At 70.5% G+C, this 16,755-nt stretch carries 13 protein-coding genes and 2 pseudogenes; 7 read left to right on the forward strand and 8 right to left on the reverse strand.

From position 1 onward, the window contains the following. Window positions 1-196 precede the first annotated feature (196 nt). Together OG207_RS01120 and OG207_RS01125 are read left to right on the forward strand one after the other, a co-directional pair. Window positions 197-694: an anthrone oxygenase family protein gene (locus tag OG207_RS01120; protein ID WP_329094974.1), complete on the forward strand. Its 498-nt coding sequence runs from the start codon at window positions 197-199 to the stop codon at window positions 692-694. Window positions 695-747: 53 nt separating this feature from the next. Continuing rightward, window positions 748-1,628 (forward strand): IS5 family transposase gene (locus OG207_RS01125; RefSeq protein ID WP_329107386.1). Its coding sequence is split into 2 segments (ribosomal slippage): window positions 748-1,318 and window positions 1,318-1,628, totalling 882 coding nucleotides; the frame shifts between segments, so codons are not numbered across the junction. A gap of 15 nt (window positions 1,629-1,643) precedes the next feature. On the opposite strand, the gene OG207_RS01130 is transcribed toward OG207_RS01125, so the two are convergent. Next, complete coding sequence (locus tag OG207_RS01130) at window positions 1,644-2,144, reverse strand: SUKH-4 family immunity protein (RefSeq protein WP_329107388.1); 501 nt, start codon at window positions 2,142-2,144, stop codon at window positions 1,644-1,646. Window positions 2,145-2,594: 450 nt separating this feature from the next. On the opposite strand from OG207_RS01130, the pseudogene OG207_RS01135 reads away from it, so the two are divergent. Then, a pseudogene (locus OG207_RS01135) lies at window positions 2,595-3,533 on the forward strand (IS110 family transposase); the annotation flags it as partial. Between the two features lie 330 nt (window positions 3,534-3,863). On the opposite strand, the gene OG207_RS01140 reads toward OG207_RS01135, so the two are convergent. The 6 genes and pseudogenes from OG207_RS01140 to OG207_RS01165 all read right to left on the reverse strand — a co-directional run bounded on the left by OG207_RS01140 (window position 3,864) and on the right by OG207_RS01165 (window position 8,724). After that, the gene (locus tag OG207_RS01140; RefSeq protein ID WP_329094976.1) at window positions 3,864-4,373 is read right to left on the reverse strand and encodes a GNAT family N-acetyltransferase; all 510 of its coding nucleotides are present in this window, start codon (window positions 4,371-4,373) and stop codon (window positions 3,864-3,866) included. Between the two features lie 351 nt (window positions 4,374-4,724). Next, window positions 4,725-6,080 carry an NADP-specific glutamate dehydrogenase gene (gene gdhA, locus OG207_RS01145; protein ID WP_329094978.1) on the reverse strand — a complete coding sequence of 452 codons (1,356 nt, stop codon included), beginning with the start codon at window positions 6,078-6,080 and terminating at the stop codon, window positions 4,725-4,727. A gap of 408 nt (window positions 6,081-6,488) precedes the next feature. Further along, entirely contained in the window at window positions 6,489-6,671 is a 183-nt protein-coding gene (locus OG207_RS01150) for a hypothetical protein (protein ID WP_329108298.1), read from the reverse strand. A gap of 152 nt (window positions 6,672-6,823) precedes the next feature. After that, window positions 6,824-6,985: pseudogene (locus tag OG207_RS01155) on the reverse strand (flavodoxin); the annotation flags it as partial. Between the two features lie 78 nt (window positions 6,986-7,063). Next, window positions 7,064-7,486, reverse strand: a complete 423-nt coding sequence (locus OG207_RS01160; RefSeq protein ID WP_329094980.1) for a hypothetical protein — start codon at window positions 7,484-7,486, stop codon at window positions 7,064-7,066. Between the two features lie 107 nt (window positions 7,487-7,593). Next, on the reverse strand, window positions 7,594-8,724 hold the full coding sequence (locus OG207_RS01165) for an FAD-dependent oxidoreductase (RefSeq protein WP_329094982.1): 1,131 nt from the start codon (window positions 8,722-8,724) through the stop codon (window positions 7,594-7,596). 454 nt (window positions 8,725-9,178) lie between these two features. On the opposite strand from OG207_RS01165, the gene OG207_RS01170 reads away from it, so the two are divergent. From OG207_RS01170 to OG207_RS01180, 3 genes are all read left to right on the forward strand, one after another. After that, complete coding sequence (locus tag OG207_RS01170) at window positions 9,179-12,241, forward strand: LodA/GoxA family CTQ-dependent oxidase (protein ID WP_329094984.1); 3,063 nt, start codon at window positions 9,179-9,181, stop codon at window positions 12,239-12,241. Beyond that, on the forward strand, window positions 12,238-13,383 hold the full coding sequence (locus tag OG207_RS01175) for a tryptophan 7-halogenase (protein ID WP_329094985.1): 1,146 nt from the start codon (window positions 12,238-12,240) through the stop codon (window positions 13,381-13,383). Before OG207_RS01170 ends, OG207_RS01175 begins: the two co-directional genes overlap by 4 nt. A gap of 94 nt (window positions 13,384-13,477) precedes the next feature. After that, window positions 13,478-14,029 (forward strand): 2'-5' RNA ligase family protein, encoded by a 552-nt coding sequence (locus tag OG207_RS01180; RefSeq protein WP_329094987.1) that lies wholly within the window; start codon window positions 13,478-13,480, stop codon window positions 14,027-14,029. A gap of 16 nt (window positions 14,030-14,045) precedes the next feature. Here the strand turns inward: OG207_RS01180 and OG207_RS01185 are convergent, their stop codons facing one another. Beyond that, window positions 14,046-14,888: a hypothetical protein gene (locus tag OG207_RS01185; RefSeq protein WP_329094989.1), complete on the reverse strand. Its 843-nt coding sequence runs from the start codon at window positions 14,886-14,888 to the stop codon at window positions 14,046-14,048. Between the two features lie 307 nt (window positions 14,889-15,195). On the opposite strand from OG207_RS01185, the gene zwf reads away from it, so the two are divergent. Next, on the forward strand, window positions 15,196-16,674 hold the full coding sequence (gene zwf / locus OG207_RS01190) for a glucose-6-phosphate dehydrogenase (protein WP_329094990.1): 1,479 nt from the start codon (window positions 15,196-15,198) through the stop codon (window positions 16,672-16,674). Window positions 16,675-16,755: the final 81 nt, after the last annotated feature.

A 16,755-nucleotide genomic window follows, 5' to 3' on the forward strand; every position in this document is an offset into this window, starting at 1 on the left:
GCACAGCACGACCCGCCGGCCTTCGCACGGCCCTCCACGGCCTCGACGGTCGCCAGACACGGCCCAGCACCACCACGGGCCCGGTCGTGGCGCGGGCAACCGGCCGCCCCGGAACGACCCGGCACCGCACGGCCGCCCGCCCCGCAGGCCCGCACGGCTCCCGGGCACCGACCGGAACACCACGGAAAGGAACCTCGTGGAAACCGCACGAACCTTAGTCCTGATCGCCGCAACCATCACCGCCGGACTCATCAGCGGCCTCTTCTACGCATTCACCGTCGCCGTCATGCCCGGCCTCGCCCGCAGCACCGACAAGACCACCGTCGAAACCATGCAGAACATCAACAAGGCCATTCTCAACGGCTGGTTCATGCTCGCCTACCTCGGCGCACCCCTGTTCATCACCGCCGCCCTCGTCCTCCACGCCACCGACCCCGACACGCGAAACGCCGTACCCCCACTCGCCGCTGCGCTCGGCACCTGCCTCGCAGCCATGATCATCACCGCCCGCGTGAACATCCCCCTCAACAACGCCCTCGAAGAAGCCGGGCCCCCCGAACACCACACCGACCCCACCACCACCCACACCACCCGCACGACGTACGAAACCCCCTGGAACAGGGCCAACACCTGGCGCACCGTCCTGACCACCCTCACCCTCGCCCTCCTCGCCTACACCCTCGTCCTCGACTAGGCCGTGTCCGACGGTTCCTGTGACTCACCTTGCGCTGGATCGTTGCGGTCGGCGTGGGGCGAGGTGATCTTTCAGATGACGAGTGGATTCGACTGGAGCGGCATCTGCCGCGTAACCGCGGCCGGGGCGGGCGTTGGCAGTGCCACCGCCGGGTGATCAACGGGATTCACTTTCGGCAACGACCCGGCCTGCCCTGGAGGGATCTGCCGCCGCAGTTCGGCAAGTGGAAGACGATTCACGATCGTCATCGCAGATGGTCGGCGGACGGCACGTGGGAGAAGATCTTGCGGGCCGTCCAAGCCGACGCTGATGCGGAGGGCCGGATCGACTGGAGCATGGTGAGCGTCGACTCGACGTCCTGCCGAGCACACCAGCACGCAGCCGGTGCCCTCACCCGCGCGCCACGAATTCCGGGCCGGCGCAGCCGCCCAGCCCGACACCGTTCAGACGAGGGTCTGGGCCGCTCCCGGGGAGGGCTGAACTGCAAAATCCACCTGGCCAGCGAGGGCGGTCGTCGCCCGTTGGCCTTCATCATCACGCCCGGACAGTGGGGTAACGCCCCGCAGTTCATACCTGTGCTCGAACAAATCAAAGTCCCAAGGCCGGGTGGCGGACGCCCACGCACCGACCAGACCACGTTGGAGGCGACAAAGCGTATTCCTCGCGCCGAAACCGCCGGTACCTGCGGCGCCGGCAGATCAAGCACACGATCCCTGAGCCCAGGGACCAGCGAGCCAACCGCCAACGGCGGGGCAGCAAGGGCGGCCGGCCCACCGGCTTCGACACGACGGTCTACCGGCGCCGCAATGAGGTCGAGCGCACCATCAACCGGCTCAAGACGTTCCGCGCGGTCGCCACGCGCTACGACAAGAGGGCGTATGTCTTCCAAGGGACGGTCACGGTCGCGGCGATCCGATTGTGGCTCCGCCCGTGACTTCCATGTCCTCGACTATTGGTCTTCCGGGACCAGGACGCCGAGCTCGACTTCCTCGAAAACGCGTGACCACCAGGCTTCGTTGTCCTCGAACACCACCGGATCGCTCTGCCGGGCCCGCTCAAGCACGTCTTCGATGTAGTCCTCGTAGTCGTCGTCCACATCGCTCCGTCCCGACCAGGCGAACGCCTCCCAGACCTCCAGGACGTTCTGCAGACCAGCAACCGAGGAGTTGACCAGCCCGTACTGCTGGTCCCCATCGCTGTCATAGCCGCGGACCATCCAGACTTCGCCGCTGTCGATCAGCAGCCAGTAGGTGTTGACGCCGTCCTCGAACGCGCCGAGGAACGCAGCCCGACCCGGCGGAAGGTCACGCACCTCCAGCTCCCGACCGGAGTCCCGCACGAACATGCGGTTGCAGTCGGCCGGCAACCCTCGCTTGCCCAGCCCAAACACCGCCTCACGGCCCACACCCAGGCCCGCGAGAGCACTCGCGTCATATGGCAGCCACAGCACGCTCGGCAACCGGCACCCCCTACTCGATTCCAACCATCCGATCCTCTCAGACCACGTAGACGACCCATCGGACAGGACCTAGACCGTTTCGTTCGAATCACCTCGCGGACCAGCTGAAGAGGGCAGCGAGGTAGATGGTGGCGGTCTTGTCGTAGCGGGTGGCCGGGCCGCGCCATTGCATGATCTTGCTGATGCAGCCATCGTCCCTTCAGTCGCGGGGAGGGGTCACCCGACTGCCTCGTGCTCGGTCCACCGCCGAACAGTCCGAGGGCATGCTGATGCGGCTCATTCTCGAGAGCTCCCTCTACCGCGCACCTGGTTCCGGACGATCCGCGCTGACCTTCCCCGACCCGGCCCCGGCAGTGTTGGAGGCGATGCTCGATGGGTGGGCCACTCAGCAAAGGGCGCGGTTCCTCAAGGCGCACACGATCCGGGCGAGGGTCGATGTGGCTGACGATGCGGCGGATCGCCGACCTCTACCCCGGTGAGGCCAAGACCGACGCGAAGGACGCGTTCATCATCGCGGACGCCGCCCGCACGATGCCCCACACGCTGCGGGCCATCGACGGCGAGGACGAGACCATCGCCGAACTGGAAATGATCGTCGGCTTCGACGACGACCTCGCCGGCGAGGCCACCCGGGTCGCCAACCGCCTGCACGGCCCTTTGACCCAGATCCACCCGTCACTGGAACGGGTCCTGGGGCCCCGGTTGCAACACCCGGCCGTCCTCACGCTGCTGGAGCGGTTCGGCTCCCCGGCCCAGATACGCAAGGCAGGCCGACGGCGGTTGATCACCCTGCTGAAGCCGAAGGCCCCGCGGATGGCCGAGCGGCTCGTCGAGGACATCTTCGCCGCATTGGACGAGCAGACCGTCACCGTTCCGGGGACCGAGGCGGCCGCACTGATCGTCCCAAGCCTAGCCGGATCCCTGACCGCAGCCCTTGACCAGCGCAAACTCCTGGACGGGCGGATTGAAGAACTCCTGGACGCCCACCCTCTTTCGGAGGTCCTGACGTCGATGCCGGGAATCGGCGTCAGGACCGGAGCCCGCATCTTGATCGAGGTCGGCGACGGCAGCACCTTCCCGACCGCCGGCCACCTCGCCGCCTACCCCGGGCTCGCCCCCGCGACCCGCAGCTCAGGCTCATCGATCCGCGGCGAACAACCCTCCAGACGAGGAAACAAGCAGCTCAAACGGGCCTTCTTCCTCTCCGCGTTCGCGGCCCTGGCCAACCCCGCATCGCGGACCTACTACGACAGGAAGATCGCCCAGGGCAAGCACCACACCCAAGCCCTGCTCTGCCTCGCACGACGCCGCGCCGACGTCCTCTTCGCCATGCTCCGCGACGGAACCTTCTACGAACCCCGGCCAGCCTCAGCCGGCTGATCCTCAGCGGCCTCGCCGCACACAGGGCAGTCCCGCTCATCGACCGAGTCCATCACGACCGGATGACCGCAAAAGTCGCACGGCCGCCTGCTCTCGCCCGCCGACTCTCGAACAGGCACGTCATCACTCATGACAGCCACACTGCCACCCGACCACCTTGACCAAAGACATAGGGGCCCCCGAGAACGTGGGCTGCATCGAGGCACAGCGCGACGCGGTCCTCGCTGCCTACCGCTCGCTCCTTGATCGTCAGGACTGGCGCGAACCGGCCCGCGTCGGTCTTGCCGCGCAGGACAACCGGCGGCAATGGCTCGCGGGTTCGGGGTCAGGTCAAGTCAGGTCCGTCCTCGGGTCCACGGACCAGTGGTTGGTCTTGAAGATCCGCCCGGCGAAGGTCACGTCGGTCTCGGAGACGAAGCGGAAGCCGACCGAGCGGCAGATGCCGTTCGAAGCGGCGTTGCTCGTCGCCGGGAAGGCGTGCACGACTCCCCAGCGGTTCTCGTCCCGGGCTTGGCCCAAGAGAGCACGGACGGCGCGCTTGCCCAGCCCTTGTCCTTGGAAAGGGGGCAACACCATCCAGCCGATCTCGGAGATCGGGCCGTCATCGGTGTGGTGGGACCAGAGGGTGACCGTCCCCGCCACCACCTCGGGGGCGGCAGGGTCGGGGACGATCATCTTGAACCAAGCAAGGTCCGCGGCTGCCTGCTCGGCATCCCGGCGCACCTTGGCCACCATCTCCTCACGCGGCTGGGGGCCGCCGAGGTCAGCCATCATGTCGGGATCGCACCGCATCCGGACATAGGCATCGACATCGTCCGGCGATACGTTGCGCAACTGCACCGGCTCCTCCTCGTGTTCGTCAAGGATCCTTGCACAGCATCGATCACGCACAACGGGAACGCCCGTGCTGCCGCGGCGAGGGTCAGCTCGATCCATGAGACCGGCGCCCACCCCCACCTCGCACGAACAGACAGTGGCCCGGTCCGCGAGCCGGGGCATGTGCACGTACGGATGCGGAGGGCGGAGCCGGCCGGGTCTGCTGCCGGATCGTCTCCGTGGCCTCGAGCTCTTCGTCCGACCACCAGCAGCCCGCACCACCGGCGGGTCGGGTGAGCCCCCTCTGCGTCCTCGCGAACCTCCGCGAATGCAGCTGGCCCGCCCGACCCGGCCGAGTGCAGCGTGATCGTCGGATCAGATGACGCCCTGCGCCAGCATCGCGTCCGCGACCCGCTCGAAGCCGGCGATGTTCGCACCGGTGACGTAGTCGCCCGGGGCTCCGTACCGCTCCGCGGTCTCGTGCGCGACGGCGTGGATCGAGCGCATGATGGCGGCGAGCTCGTCTTCCACCCGCTGCCCGCTCCAGGCCACCCGGCCGGCGTTCTGGCTCATCTCCAGGGCGCTGACCGCTACCCCGCCCGCGTTGGCGGCCTTGCCGGGCCCGAACGCGACGCCAGCTTCCTGCAGGATCCGTACGGCCTCGGGCGTGGTCGGCATGTTGGCGCCCTCGGAGACCGCCTTGACCCCGCCCGCGACGAGGCTACGGGCGCCCTGCGCGTCCAGTTCGTTCTGCGTGGCAGAAGGGAAGGCGATGTCCGCCGGCACCTCCCAGACACTCCCACCAGGGACGAACCGCGCCGAGGAGCCGCGTCGCGCCGCGTACTCGCTCACGCGCCCGCGCTCGACCTCCTTGACCTGCTTGAGCAGTGCGAGATCGATGCCCTTGTCGTCGACGACGTAGCCCTGGGAGTCCGAGCAGGTCGTCGGGTTCGCGCCGAGCTGCTGGAGCTTCTCGATCGTGTACAGCGCGACGTTGCCGGAGCCGGAGACCACCGCTGAAAGTCCGGCCAGCGACTCGCCCCGGACCTTCAGCATCTCGGCGGCGAACAGCACGCTGCCGTAGCCGGTCGCCTGCGGCCGGATCGCGGAGCCGCCCCAGCCCTGCCCCTTGCCGGTCAGGACGCCGGCCTCCCAGCGGTTGGTGATGCGCCGGTACTGGCCGAAGAGGTAGCCGATCTCGCGGCCGCCGACACCGATGTCGCCGGCGGGCACGTCGGTGTGTTCTCCGATGTGCCGGTGGAGCTCGGTCATGAAGGACTGGCAGAACCGCATGACCTCGGCGTCCGACCGGCCGTGCGGGTCGAAGTCGCTGCCGCCCTTGCCGCCGCCGATTCCGAGGCCGGTCAGGGCGTTCTTGAAGATCTGCTCGAAGCCGAGGAACTTCACCACGCCGATGTCCACCGAGGGATGGAAGCGCAAGCCCCCCTTGTACGGGCCGAGCGCACTGTTGAACTCGACGCGGTAACCGCGGTTGACGTGGACCCGGCCCCGGTCGTCCTGCCACGGGACACGGAAGACGATCTGCCGCTCGGGCTCGGTGAGTCGCTCCACCAGGGCCACGGCCGGGTCGGCGTACTCGGGCCGGGCGGTGAAGACGGGGGCCAGGGTCTCGAGGACCTCCCGTACCGCCTGGTGGAACTCGGGCTGTGCGGGATTGCGGCGCTCGATCTCGGCCCGCAGTGCTTCCAGCCTGTCCTTCGAGTCCTTCACGTGTGTCCCTCCAGGGAGTGCGCGGTGCGCAGACGTCGGCAGGTCCATGGTGTCCGCGGGGGTGCGGATACCGGTTGATTTCGGGCTCGGCGCGCTCCAAATACTCCCTTTCGGAAAAGTTTTTCCGGAGCGTGCCCCTCTTGCGGAGGCTACCCCGCACGGCGCTGCTCTGGTGAAGGCTTCTGCCCCGCGGACAAAAACCTGCCGTACGCCGGTGCGTGCCGACTGCCCCGAGCAGCAGACATTTCTGCGAATCCCACGCACCACGGGCCTCCGCCGCCGCTACCAGCGGCAACCCTCATCATTCGATCGCCAGCGCGCGCCTGCGCCCCCGCGCACCACAGGGATGGAAGGAGACCGGGCCGGGCCTCTGGTGCCGTCCGGAGGTGAACCGGTGAGGGCTGACGGTCAGGTTGCGGTTGCGGAGCCCTTCCCGAGTCGTCGGGCGAACGTCCGGGCGGCGATCAGGTCGTTCTCGTCGGGACGCTGTTTGTTGATTCCGCCGACCAGCCGGAACGGCATCCACGTGTCGAGCGCGCGGCAGGTGAAGGTGTCCACCACCTCGAAGCCCCTGCCTTCGAGCAGGCGCACGAGCGGACGGGTGAACGGTGCGAACGCCAACTCCGGCAGGCCACTCGTGGCGAAGACGAAAGCCCGCCCCGTCGACGCCTCCGACGCCGTGGCACGGCCCGGACGAACCCGAGCAGGTCCCGGTGCATCCGCTGCGTGAAGACGCCGGAGCCGAAGCCCACGAGGTCGTATCCCGGCAGGTTCAAAACCTCCACTTCATCGGGTGCGACCACCCGGGCATCGAGCACTTCGGCCATCGCTTGCGCCACGCGCCGGGTGTTGCCGTGGGATACCGACGTGCATACGAGCAGAGTCTTCATCAGCGTTCCCTTCATCTGTTGCCTCCCCACAGAAACCGAAGGGTCATGCCGAATGTGACAACGCCGTCCGGGACGAAGGGCCGGTGCGGAGCGCTATCGTGCCTCGCTCGTAGGCGTGCGCAAGCCTGCGAGGATGTGGTGCGCGTACTCATCCTCAGGCGCCAGGAGCTCAACCGCTCGACAGGCTTCCTGTGGTCGACCTGCCCCGTGCAGCCACCTCACCAGGTGATACAGGGCTCCGCGGTCGCCATCACCAGCGCGGTTGCGCAGCTCGGTCTCCATTCCGCGCTCGTAGAGCGCTCTGTTGAGTCTCCGACATGCGTGGACGTCGGAGACCGCGAGTTCGGTGAGTTGGTCGAACCGCTCTGCACGGACGAGCAGATCCATGTGCCACAGGTGATTGTCGTGCGCGGAGTAGTCGGCGGAGAAGCACTCGGCACGAGCGCTCACCAGCGAGATGGCCGTGTCCCAATCGCCTACCTGTTCTGCTGCCTGCGCCTGCTTGTACCACTGCATAGGGCAAGTGTCGCGCGACTCGTCCGCCACCGGCCACCGGTTTCCGGCACCCCAGTGAGGCACCTGAGGAAGAGGTGCCGGCCACCGTCGTGATCTCGGCTAGCGGCTCATTCTCCCTTCTGGGTGATCATGTCGATCAGGCCGTGGGCCGTGTTGTCACCCGAGAAGATTTCGGAGAGTTCGACGCCTTCGAAAGTGACGGGGGCGGCGCTGCGGAGGAACATGGCCTGCTCGTACTCGGTGAGCGCGGCCTCGATGTCGTCGGGGTGTGCGGCTATTGCCTCGCCGAGTTCGGCGCCGTCGAGGAGGGCCAGGTTGGCGCCTTCGCCGTTCGGGGGCGCGAGGTGCGCCGCGTCACCGACCAGAGTCACTCCCGGTACCCGGTCCCACCGGTGCCCGGTCGGCAGGGCGTAGTGGGGGCGGAGGACCGGCGCCGTGTCGCCGTCGGTGATCAGGGCGGTGAGTTCCGGTGCCCAGCCGTCGAACTCGGCCGCGATCCGCGCGGTGGCGGCGGCGGCATCGGTGAAGTCGATGGCGGCGAACCAGTCCTGCGGCCTGGCCAGCGCCACGTAGGTGTGCAGGGTGTCGCCGCTTTCGCGGTGAGCGAAGATCTCCCTCCCCGGCGCGGGCGCGATCAGCATCCCGCCGCCCACCGCCTTCGCGGCGGCCGGGTGCCGGGTGTCGGCGTCGAACAGGTACGTCTCGACGAACGACGTGCCGGCGTACGCGGGTGTCGCGGTGGAGAGCAACGGCCGGATCCGTGACCACGCGCCGTCCGCACCGACCAGCAGGCTGGTGGAGACGGTGCCGCCGTCGGCGAACGTCACCTCGTAGCGGCCCTCGCCGAGAGCCCGGGTACTGCTGGCCTTGTTCCCCCACCGGACGGTGCCGGCCGGGAGCGAGTCGAGCAGGATCCGGCGCAGTTCGCTGCGCTGCACCTCGGGGCGTCCGCCGGTGCCGTCGTCGGCCTTGTCGAGCAGGACGTTCCCGTCCGGGTCGAGGACCCGCATCGCCTGGCGGCCCTCGAGGACGATGGCGTGGAACTCGTTCATCAGGCCGGCTGCTTTGATGGCGAGTTGCCCGTTGTAGTCGTGGATGTCGAGCATCCCGCCCTGGGTGCGCGCCGCCGGGGAGGGCTCCGCCTCGTGGACCGTGACCGGGATTCCGTGGACGTGGAGGACGCGGGCCAGCGCGAGTCCGCCGAGTCCCGCGCCGATGATCGTGACGGGCGTGTGCATGATGGCTCCTTCGGGATCGGGCCGCCCGGCGTGCTCCGGGCGGCCGTCCCTCGAAAGGTGCCGGGCCCCGCCAACGAACTGCCGACATGTGACCGACAGCCCCCGATAGACGGCCGACACCGCGGCTCCGCCGCACGATCTGACGCGGATGTTCCGCGGGGTCCGAGGTGGCCGCGTGCGGCACGAACGGTGGCCCCGGTCCGCACCGCCGCCCTAGGGGGCCCGACGGCGACCGCCGCGGCGGGCTGGGGGCCGACTCGGAGCAGCGACCCGGTTCGCCACTGCCGGGTGGTCAGGAGCGGGCACTCGGCCGAGCCACACGGGTTCGCCGCGTCGATACGACGCGACTGCGCAGACCATCCCTTATCTTGCATTTTGTCGGGCAGGCTGGTTCGCGTCAGGCGCGTCAGCGCGCGGTCGGCTCGGCGGGCCCTCGACAGGCAGGAGCAGAGTCATGGCGGAGCGCCCCGAGGTGTCCGACGGCCCCGCGCAGCCACCTCCGCGCGACTGCGTCAACGAGCCGATCGCCGGGATCGTGGCCGAGTTCGTGGGCGAGCGGATGGGGGACCGCGTGGCCCAGGGGCAGGACCCCCTCCTGCGCCCGGTCTTCGCCAAGTTCCACGGTGCGGCCCGCGGCGTGCTGACGGTCGCCCCCGACCTGCCGCCCGAGCTCCGCATCGGTTTCCTCGAAGCCGCGGCGGACCAAGGCGGGCTGACCGCCTGGGTGCGCGTCTCCAGCGACACCCAGCCGGAGCGGCCGGACCTACGCAGGACCGTTGGGTGGGGCATCAAGCTGTTCGGCGTGCCCGGGCCGAAGCTGCTGCAGGACGACACCCGGGCCGACACCCAGGACCTCGTGCTGCAGAACCATGACGTCTTCTTCGTCGACACGGCCCGGGACATGTGCGAGTTCCAGCTGGACCCGGCCGTGTACCAGCAACAACACCCCCTCACCCGGCAGATCCTCACGGACATGCGCAAGCCCGTCGAGAGCACGCTCACGTCGACGTACTGGGGCGTGCTGCCGTACTCGTTCGGACCGGACCGGCACGTGAAGTACAAGCTCGCCCCGGCCGGCTGCGCGGACGGCGACCCCCGGGCGACACCGCCGGACGAAGACCCCTCCTTCCTGCGCGGGGACCTGCACCACCGGCTGGCCGCCGGCCCGGCCGCCTTCGACCTGCTGCTCCAGTTCCGGACGGACCCGGACCGGATGCCGCTGGACCGGGCCACCGTGCGCTGGGAGGAGGGCGAGAGCGCGCCCGTGAAGGTGGCGACGCTGACCCTGCATCAGCAGGACACGACCGCACGGGGGCAGGAGGAGTACGGGGACAACCTCGCTTTCAACCCCTGGCACGGCCTGTCGGAACACCGGCCCGTCGGCAGCATCGCGGAGGCCCGCAAGGTCGTCTACCACGCGGCGGCGGCCCGGCGGCGCGACGCCAACGGCACTCCGGCGGCCGAACCCGGTCCCGCACGGCCGGCGGGTACCGAACCGCACGGACGCGACACCCGGATCGTACGGGCCGCCGTGCACCCGGCGATCGGGGTGGCCAGGGTCGGCGACAGCGCGGAGGAGTTCTTCCTCGCCCCGGAGGTCGACGGGGCTCCCCCACCAGCCACCGGCACGTACAAGGACGCGAGGGGCGCGCTCAAGCGGCAGGCCGTCCGGTTCCGGGTGTACGGCTACAACGCCGCGGGCGAGGCGGTTGCCGAGCTGACGGCGGACAACGCCGACCTGCGCTGGACCGTGGAGGTGGCCAACAAGAAGGCCGCCTGGTACCAGTTCCAGCTGGCACTGGACATCCCCGAGGCGGCACAGGCCCCCGCGACCACGCTGCGCAACCTCACCACGGTGCCCGCCGGGGAGCGACACCGGCTGGCCATCACACCCGGGCGCCGCTCGATCCGGGGCCGCGACCGCGCGGGGAAGCCCGAGTACGCCTTCGACTCGGGCACGTTCCTTGGGCACCCCGTCTACCTGGGCGAGCTGCGCACCGATGGCGCCGGCCGCCTGCTCTTCCTCGGCGGACGCGGCGTGTCCGCCTCGTACCCCACCGCCCAGGCGACGCACTTCGCCAACAACGACGGCTGGCACGACGACACCTGCGACGGCCCGGTCACCGCGCAGGTCCGCATCGACGGCAGGGACGTCCCGGTCGATCCGGCCTGGGTGGTGGTCGCTCCCCCGAACTTCGCACCGGAGCTGAAGTCGGTGCGCACGATGTACGACCTGATGTACGACACCTTCGTGGGTGCGGGCATGCTGGCACCCCCGGAGCGGGTCTCGTTCACCCACGACGTGCTACCGGTGCTGCGCCGCCTGTGCGAGCTGCAGTGGGTCAACCGCGGCATCGCGGCCCTGTTCGGGCACGGTGGGCGCGAGCACTTCCTGGCCCCCGAGCGACTGGCGGAGCTGGCCGGCCACGGCGCCCGGCGCGACGAACTGCGCCGGCAGATCTGGGCGATGATGCGGGATCCCGACCGCGACGGGCTCTCCCCCGTGCCCTGGCCGCCGATCTACGGCGACTCGATGAGCGTGCGACCGGTCTCCGCCCGGCAGCACCTGGCGCTCTCCCCGTTGCAGTACGGCATGCTCGCCCGCTGGGCCGCCGGGGACTTCGACGCCGACCACGATCCACGGGCCGCACCGCCCGCGGCGCTCGACGGCCTACCGCTCGCGCAGCGCCCCGCGGCCCTCGACCGGGCCGCCCTGTCCTACTGCCTGGCCGACGCCTTCCACCCCGGCTGCGAGCTCACCTGGCCGATGCGTCACGCCACCTTGTACTCCGCACCCTTCCGCGTGCGCCACCGCGACCCCGCCCGGCCCGAACCCGATTACGGCTCCACGCTCACCCCGCAGACGGCGCTCGGCCTCGACGGTCCGGTGTACGCCCAGGAGCCGGGCGGTCTGACCCGCTGGATGGCCGTGCCCTGGCAGACCGACACCGCCCGCTGCCGCTCCGGTTACTACTTGGGCTTCGGGCCGCGGTACGACCCGTACCTGCCCACCTTCTGGCCGGCACGGGTGCCCAACCACGTGTTGACGGAGGAGAACTACCGGACCGCCATCGACCCGGCCGCCGACCCCGAGGACCGTCGCACCGCCTTCGAGGACAGGGCGGTGTGGGACAGGTGGCTGCCGTCCGACCGCATCGCCCAGATGAACGCCATGGTCAAGGACTTCGGCAAGCTCGGCATCGTCGCACGGCGGGAGGGCCCGGCCGCCGACGACGGTAGTGACTCCGGCTCAAGCGACGGCTCAAGCGACGGCTCCGGCCCCAGTGACGTGGTGAGTCTCCCCGCAACGATGCTGGTGGAGTCAGAGGTGAGCTTCCATCCCGAACAGGCTCCGCCCCCGCTGCGGAACCTCGTGTGCCTGCACGTGCCCGAGGCCGCCGATCCCGCGGTGCGGGAGGAAGCGGTGGCCGCCGCCATCGCCGCTGCCGGCCGGCCGGACGGGGAGGTGCTGGCGGGGTACTTCGAGAAGGTCGCCCGCTTCCCGGAGGCGCCGTGACCGCTCGGACCGGCCCGGTTCCCCTCACCGGGCGGTTCGAGGCCGTCGTGGCCGGGGGCGGCCCGGCCGGGGCCGTCGCCGCTCTGGTCCTGGCCCGGGCCGGCCGACACGTCCTGCTGGTGGACGGGGGCCCGTCGGGCGCGGCCTCCGCCGCCTTCACGATCGGCGAGACCCTGCCGCCCGCGGCCCGGCCGCTCCTGCACGATCTGGGGCTCTCGTCCGCCTTCGCCTCCGACGCGCACCTGAGCTGCCCGGGTACCGAGGCGTCCTGGGGATCCGTCCAGTTGCACGGCCACAGCCACCTGTTCGACCCGCACGGCCACGGTTGGCACCTCGACCGTGCCCGTTTCGACGCCTCGCTGCGCGAGGCCGCGGTGGCCGCGGGCGCACTGATCCGGCGGGCCGTCGTGATCGGCCACTGCAGCGCGGTCGGGGAGCAGCACCTTCTGGTACGGGAGCGGGGCGGCAGCGTGCGGGAGGTGCGTTCCCGTTGGGTCGTGGACGCGACCGGCCGCCGGGCCCTGATCGGCCGCCGTCTGGCCCGGCGCCGCCGGCAGGACCGCCTCGTGGCCGCGTTCGCGCTGCTCGGCGCGTGCGGGGCGGACGGTCACCCCGGAGACCTGGAACTGCGCACCCTCGTCGAGGCGGTGCCCGAGGGCTGGTGGTACACCGCCAGGGTCCCCGCCGGGCGGGTGGTCGCCCATCTCACCGACGCCGACCTCGCCCCTGCCGGGCTGCGCACCGCGGACGGGTTCCGGTGCGCGGCGGCCCGTACCCGGCACGTACGGGACCGCCTGAGCGGGTACGACCCGGCCGACTCCCCCGCGCCGCACTGGACGGCCGCCCACGGACTGCGGCTGTCCCCGCCGGTCGGCCCCGGATGGGTCGCCGCCGGGGACGCCGCGATCGCCTTCGACCCCCTGTCCTCCCAGGGCATCCTCACGGCCCTGCACGCCGGGGCCCGCGCCGGCCGGGCCGTCGACCGGTGCCTGGCCGGCGACACGGGCGCCCTCGCGTCCTACGTCTCGTTCCTGGACGGCGTCGCGGACGCCTACCACCACCATCACGCGCAGTCCTACGCCGAGGAGCGGCGGTGGCCGGCGCACCCGTTCTGGCGCCGCCGGAACGGGTGGCGGCACTGACCCGGAGGGCGACGGTCGGGGTCCGCGCGACGTTCCGTGCGCATCGGCACTCCCGGTGCTCACGGAAACCGGCGAGGTGACACCATGCGGTGTCATGGCAGAGGACAACACCCATGCGTTTCAGGCGGGCCAGACGGGGCTCATCGTTCGGATCCCGGAGGCGGAGCCGTCCGTCCGCAGGTGGCGTGAGCGGCTCGACCCCTCGGCCCGGGCCGGGGTTCCGGCCCATGTCACCGTGCTCTTCCCGTTCCTCCACGAGAGCCGCGTGGACGGGCTCGTCCACTGCGCCCTCGCGGACGTGCTGGGCCGGCAGCCCGCCTTCGACCTGCGGTTCGAGAAGTGTGGGCGGCTCCCGGACGTGCTGTATCTCGTACCTGAGCCGGACACGCAGTTGCGTCGGCTCACGGAGGCGATCGCCGGTCGTTGGCCCGAGGCTCCTCCGTACGGCGGCCGATTTGCCGAGGTCGTGCCGCACCTGACCATTGCTCAAGGCCAGGAAGACAGCCTCCTGGAGGAGATCGAGACCGACCTCGCGGTCAGACTCCCGTTCACCTCCCGCGTCTCCTCGGTCGAGCTCATGGTGCACGACGGGACGAAGTGGCAGGAACGGGCGTCGTTCGCGCTCGGAGAACGACGCCGGCCCTGAGGTCCGGCCGAACCGCCTACGGCCGCTCGAAGAGCTGCAGCACCCCGCCGAACGAGAAACACAGTGCACCGGTCAGCGTCCCCCAGTTGGCGATGTCGACGTTGACCAGGCTTCCGGTCGCGGGGCGGGTGAAGGCAGCCAGCGCGGAGACCATGAAGAGGATCGAACCGAGCTGGTTCACCGCCACGACCCACCACCCGAGACTGCGGGAGCGGACGCACGGCCAGGGTCGATGGCAGATCTCGACGAAGGCGAGGTGCCCCGACACGAGGAACAGCACGCACCCGATGACGTCCGGAGTCCAGATCAGCCGATTGACCTGCCTGACGGTGAGGCCCTCCAGGAAGGAGTCCAGCAGGTTGACGCCGAACACGAGCGTTCCGGCGAACAGGACGAACGTACTCAGCCAGTCCAGCCGCATCGGCTCGTACCCCCACCACCGCCAGCCGGCGGTGACCTGGAAACCGCCACCCCGGGCGTGCCGGGGCGCGTTCAATACCTGCAGGACCGAGACGTAGCCCCCGGTGCTGAAGAACAGCCCCCCGACGAGGTACACCCATGCGCTGACCAGCGGATCACCGGAACCGAACTGCGAGACCGCGGCGCCGACGGCGAACAACGCCCCGCCGATGACGAACGCACCGGAAGCCACGACGTTGACCCTGCGCAGACGGCGCAATGCGCCGGGCTCGGCGGTCGAGACCCGGCCGGCCGGGTCCCCCGGGCCCCGGACCAGCAGCGTGCCGCGCTTGCGCGCCAGCCGCGAATCCCAGACCACCGTGTCCCCCTCGGGACGCCGCCAGGTGCGCCGGGTGACGAACGGTCCTGCGCCTTCGACGCTCTCCAGAGGCTGTCCCACGATCTGAGACTAGTCCCGAGGACGACACCCGACCGTCAGCGAAACGACCCCCATCGACCGCCCGGCCGGCCGAGATGCGCGCGTCCCGTCCCCGTGCCGTGACCCGGTTGGCGGAGTCCCGGGCGCCGGATCCGCGGTGAACGCGCACAGTGGGTGCTCAGGGCGCTGCGACCGAACGGAACGGAAGTGCGGCGAACGGCCTCAGGCACGCCCGTACACCTCGTACGAGTCGGACTCGGGCGGATGGATACCGGTCCCGTACCTCGGCCACGGAGCGCCCCGGCGCCGACGCGTGAGGATGCCCGCCATGACCGAGCCCACCCAGTCCGCGCAGGCCACCCGGTCCGTGCAGGCCGCCGAGTCGATCCCGTCCGACCACGTCATCGTCCTCTTCGGCGCTACGGGAGACCTGGCCCGGCGCAAACTGCTGCCCGGCCTGTTCCATCTCGCCAAGGCGGGGCTGATGCCGCCGCGCTACCGCATCGTCGGCTCCGCCCCGGCGGCCGAGGCCCTGAGCGACCAGGATTTCCGCTCCCACGCCCGGCAGGCCGTGGCGGAGTTCGGGCGCTCGCGCCCCGAGGGCCCCGTTTGGCAGGAGTTCGAGTCCGCCCTGTCCTTCGGTGCGGCCGATCCGGAGGCCCCCGAGCCGCTGGTGGCGGCGGTGCGCGCGGCCGAGCAGGCCGTCGGCGGCACTCCGCGGCGGCTGTTCCACCTGGCCGTCCCGCCCGTCGCGTTCACCTCGATGGTCGAACTCCTCGGCGCCACGGGCCTCGCCCAGGACGCCCGTGTCATCGTCGAGAAGCCCTTCGGGACCGACCTCGCGTCCGCCCGCGCGCTCAACGCGGCCATCCACGCCGTGTTCGACGAGTCCCGCGTGTTCCGCATCGACCACTTCCTCGGCAAGGAGGCGGTGGACAACATCCTCGCCCTCCGGTTCGCCAACGGCCTCTTCGAACCCCTCTGGAACCGCGAGCACATCAGCCACGTGCAGATCGACGTGCCCGAGCAGATCGACATCCAGGGCCGCGCGCACTTCTTCGAGGGCACCGGAACCTTCCGCGACATGATCGTCACCCATCTCTTCCAGCTGCTCGGGTTCGTCGCGATGGAACCGCCGGTCGTGCTCGACGCGCAGTCGCTCCGGGACGAGCAGGTCAAGGTCTTCCGCAGCCTGCGGCCGCTGGATCCCGGGCACGTCGTCCGCGGACAGTACACGGGCTACCGCGCCGTGCCCGGGGTCGATCCGGCCTCGGACACCGAGACCTTCGCCGCCCTGCGCGTCGAGATCGACAACTGGCGCTGGGCCGGCGTCCCCTTCCTCCTGCGCTCCGGCAAGGCACTGGCCGAGGGCCGGCACGTCGTCACCCTGGGCTTGCGCGAACCCGTCCTCGGCATGTTCCCCCTGAACGCGCGTGCCGCCGTCGACGGCCGGGGCAACGAGCTCGTGATCGACTTCGCCGATCCCGGCTCCATCACCGCCCGGTTCCTCGTCAAAGAGCCCGGCCCGTCGATGTGCTTGGCGGAGGCCGACATGGTCTTCGGCTACCGGAGCTCCTTCACCGCCGACAACTCCCTGGAGGGCTACGAGCACCTCCTCCTGGAAGCCATGCTCGGCGACCAGTCCTTCTTCACCCGCTCCGACGGCATCGAACGCCTGTGGGAGGTCTCGGCCCCGCTGCTGGACGCACCCCCGCCCGTGGAACCGTACGCCCCGGGAACCTGGGGGCCCGACAGCATCGACGCACTCGTGGCCCCGCACCGCTGGCACCTTCCCGACCGACGTTGAGGGGACGGGCTCCGGTCGGGTTCCGGCTCCGCCGGGCGGCGGCCGGGCGGGCCCGTTCGGCGGCGCAGGCGCAGCCCGACG

It is taken from the genome of Streptomyces sp. NBC_01439 (genome assembly GCF_036227605.1).
Classification (GTDB): domain Bacteria; phylum Actinomycetota; class Actinomycetes; order Streptomycetales; family Streptomycetaceae; genus Streptomyces.

Bases quoted from the DNA above. Each gene is read 5' to 3' on its own strand.
- OG207_RS01160 (WP_329094980.1), bottom strand. From the start codon at position 7,486: ATGCAGTGGTACAAGCAGGCGCAGGCAGCAGAACAGGTAGGCGATTGG.
- OG207_RS01165 (WP_329094982.1), bottom strand. From the start codon at position 8,724: ATGCACACGCCCGTCACGATCATCGGCGCGGGACTCGGCGGACTCGCG.
- OG207_RS01170 (WP_329094984.1), top strand. From the start codon at position 9,179: ATGGCGGAGCGCCCCGAGGTGTCCGACGGCCCCGCGCAGCCACCTCCG.
- OG207_RS01180 (WP_329094987.1), top strand. From the start codon at position 13,478: ATGGCAGAGGACAACACCCATGCGTTTCAGGCGGGCCAGACGGGGCTC.
- zwf (WP_329094990.1), top strand. From the start codon at position 15,196: ATGACCGAGCCCACCCAGTCCGCGCAGGCCACCCGGTCCGTGCAGGCC.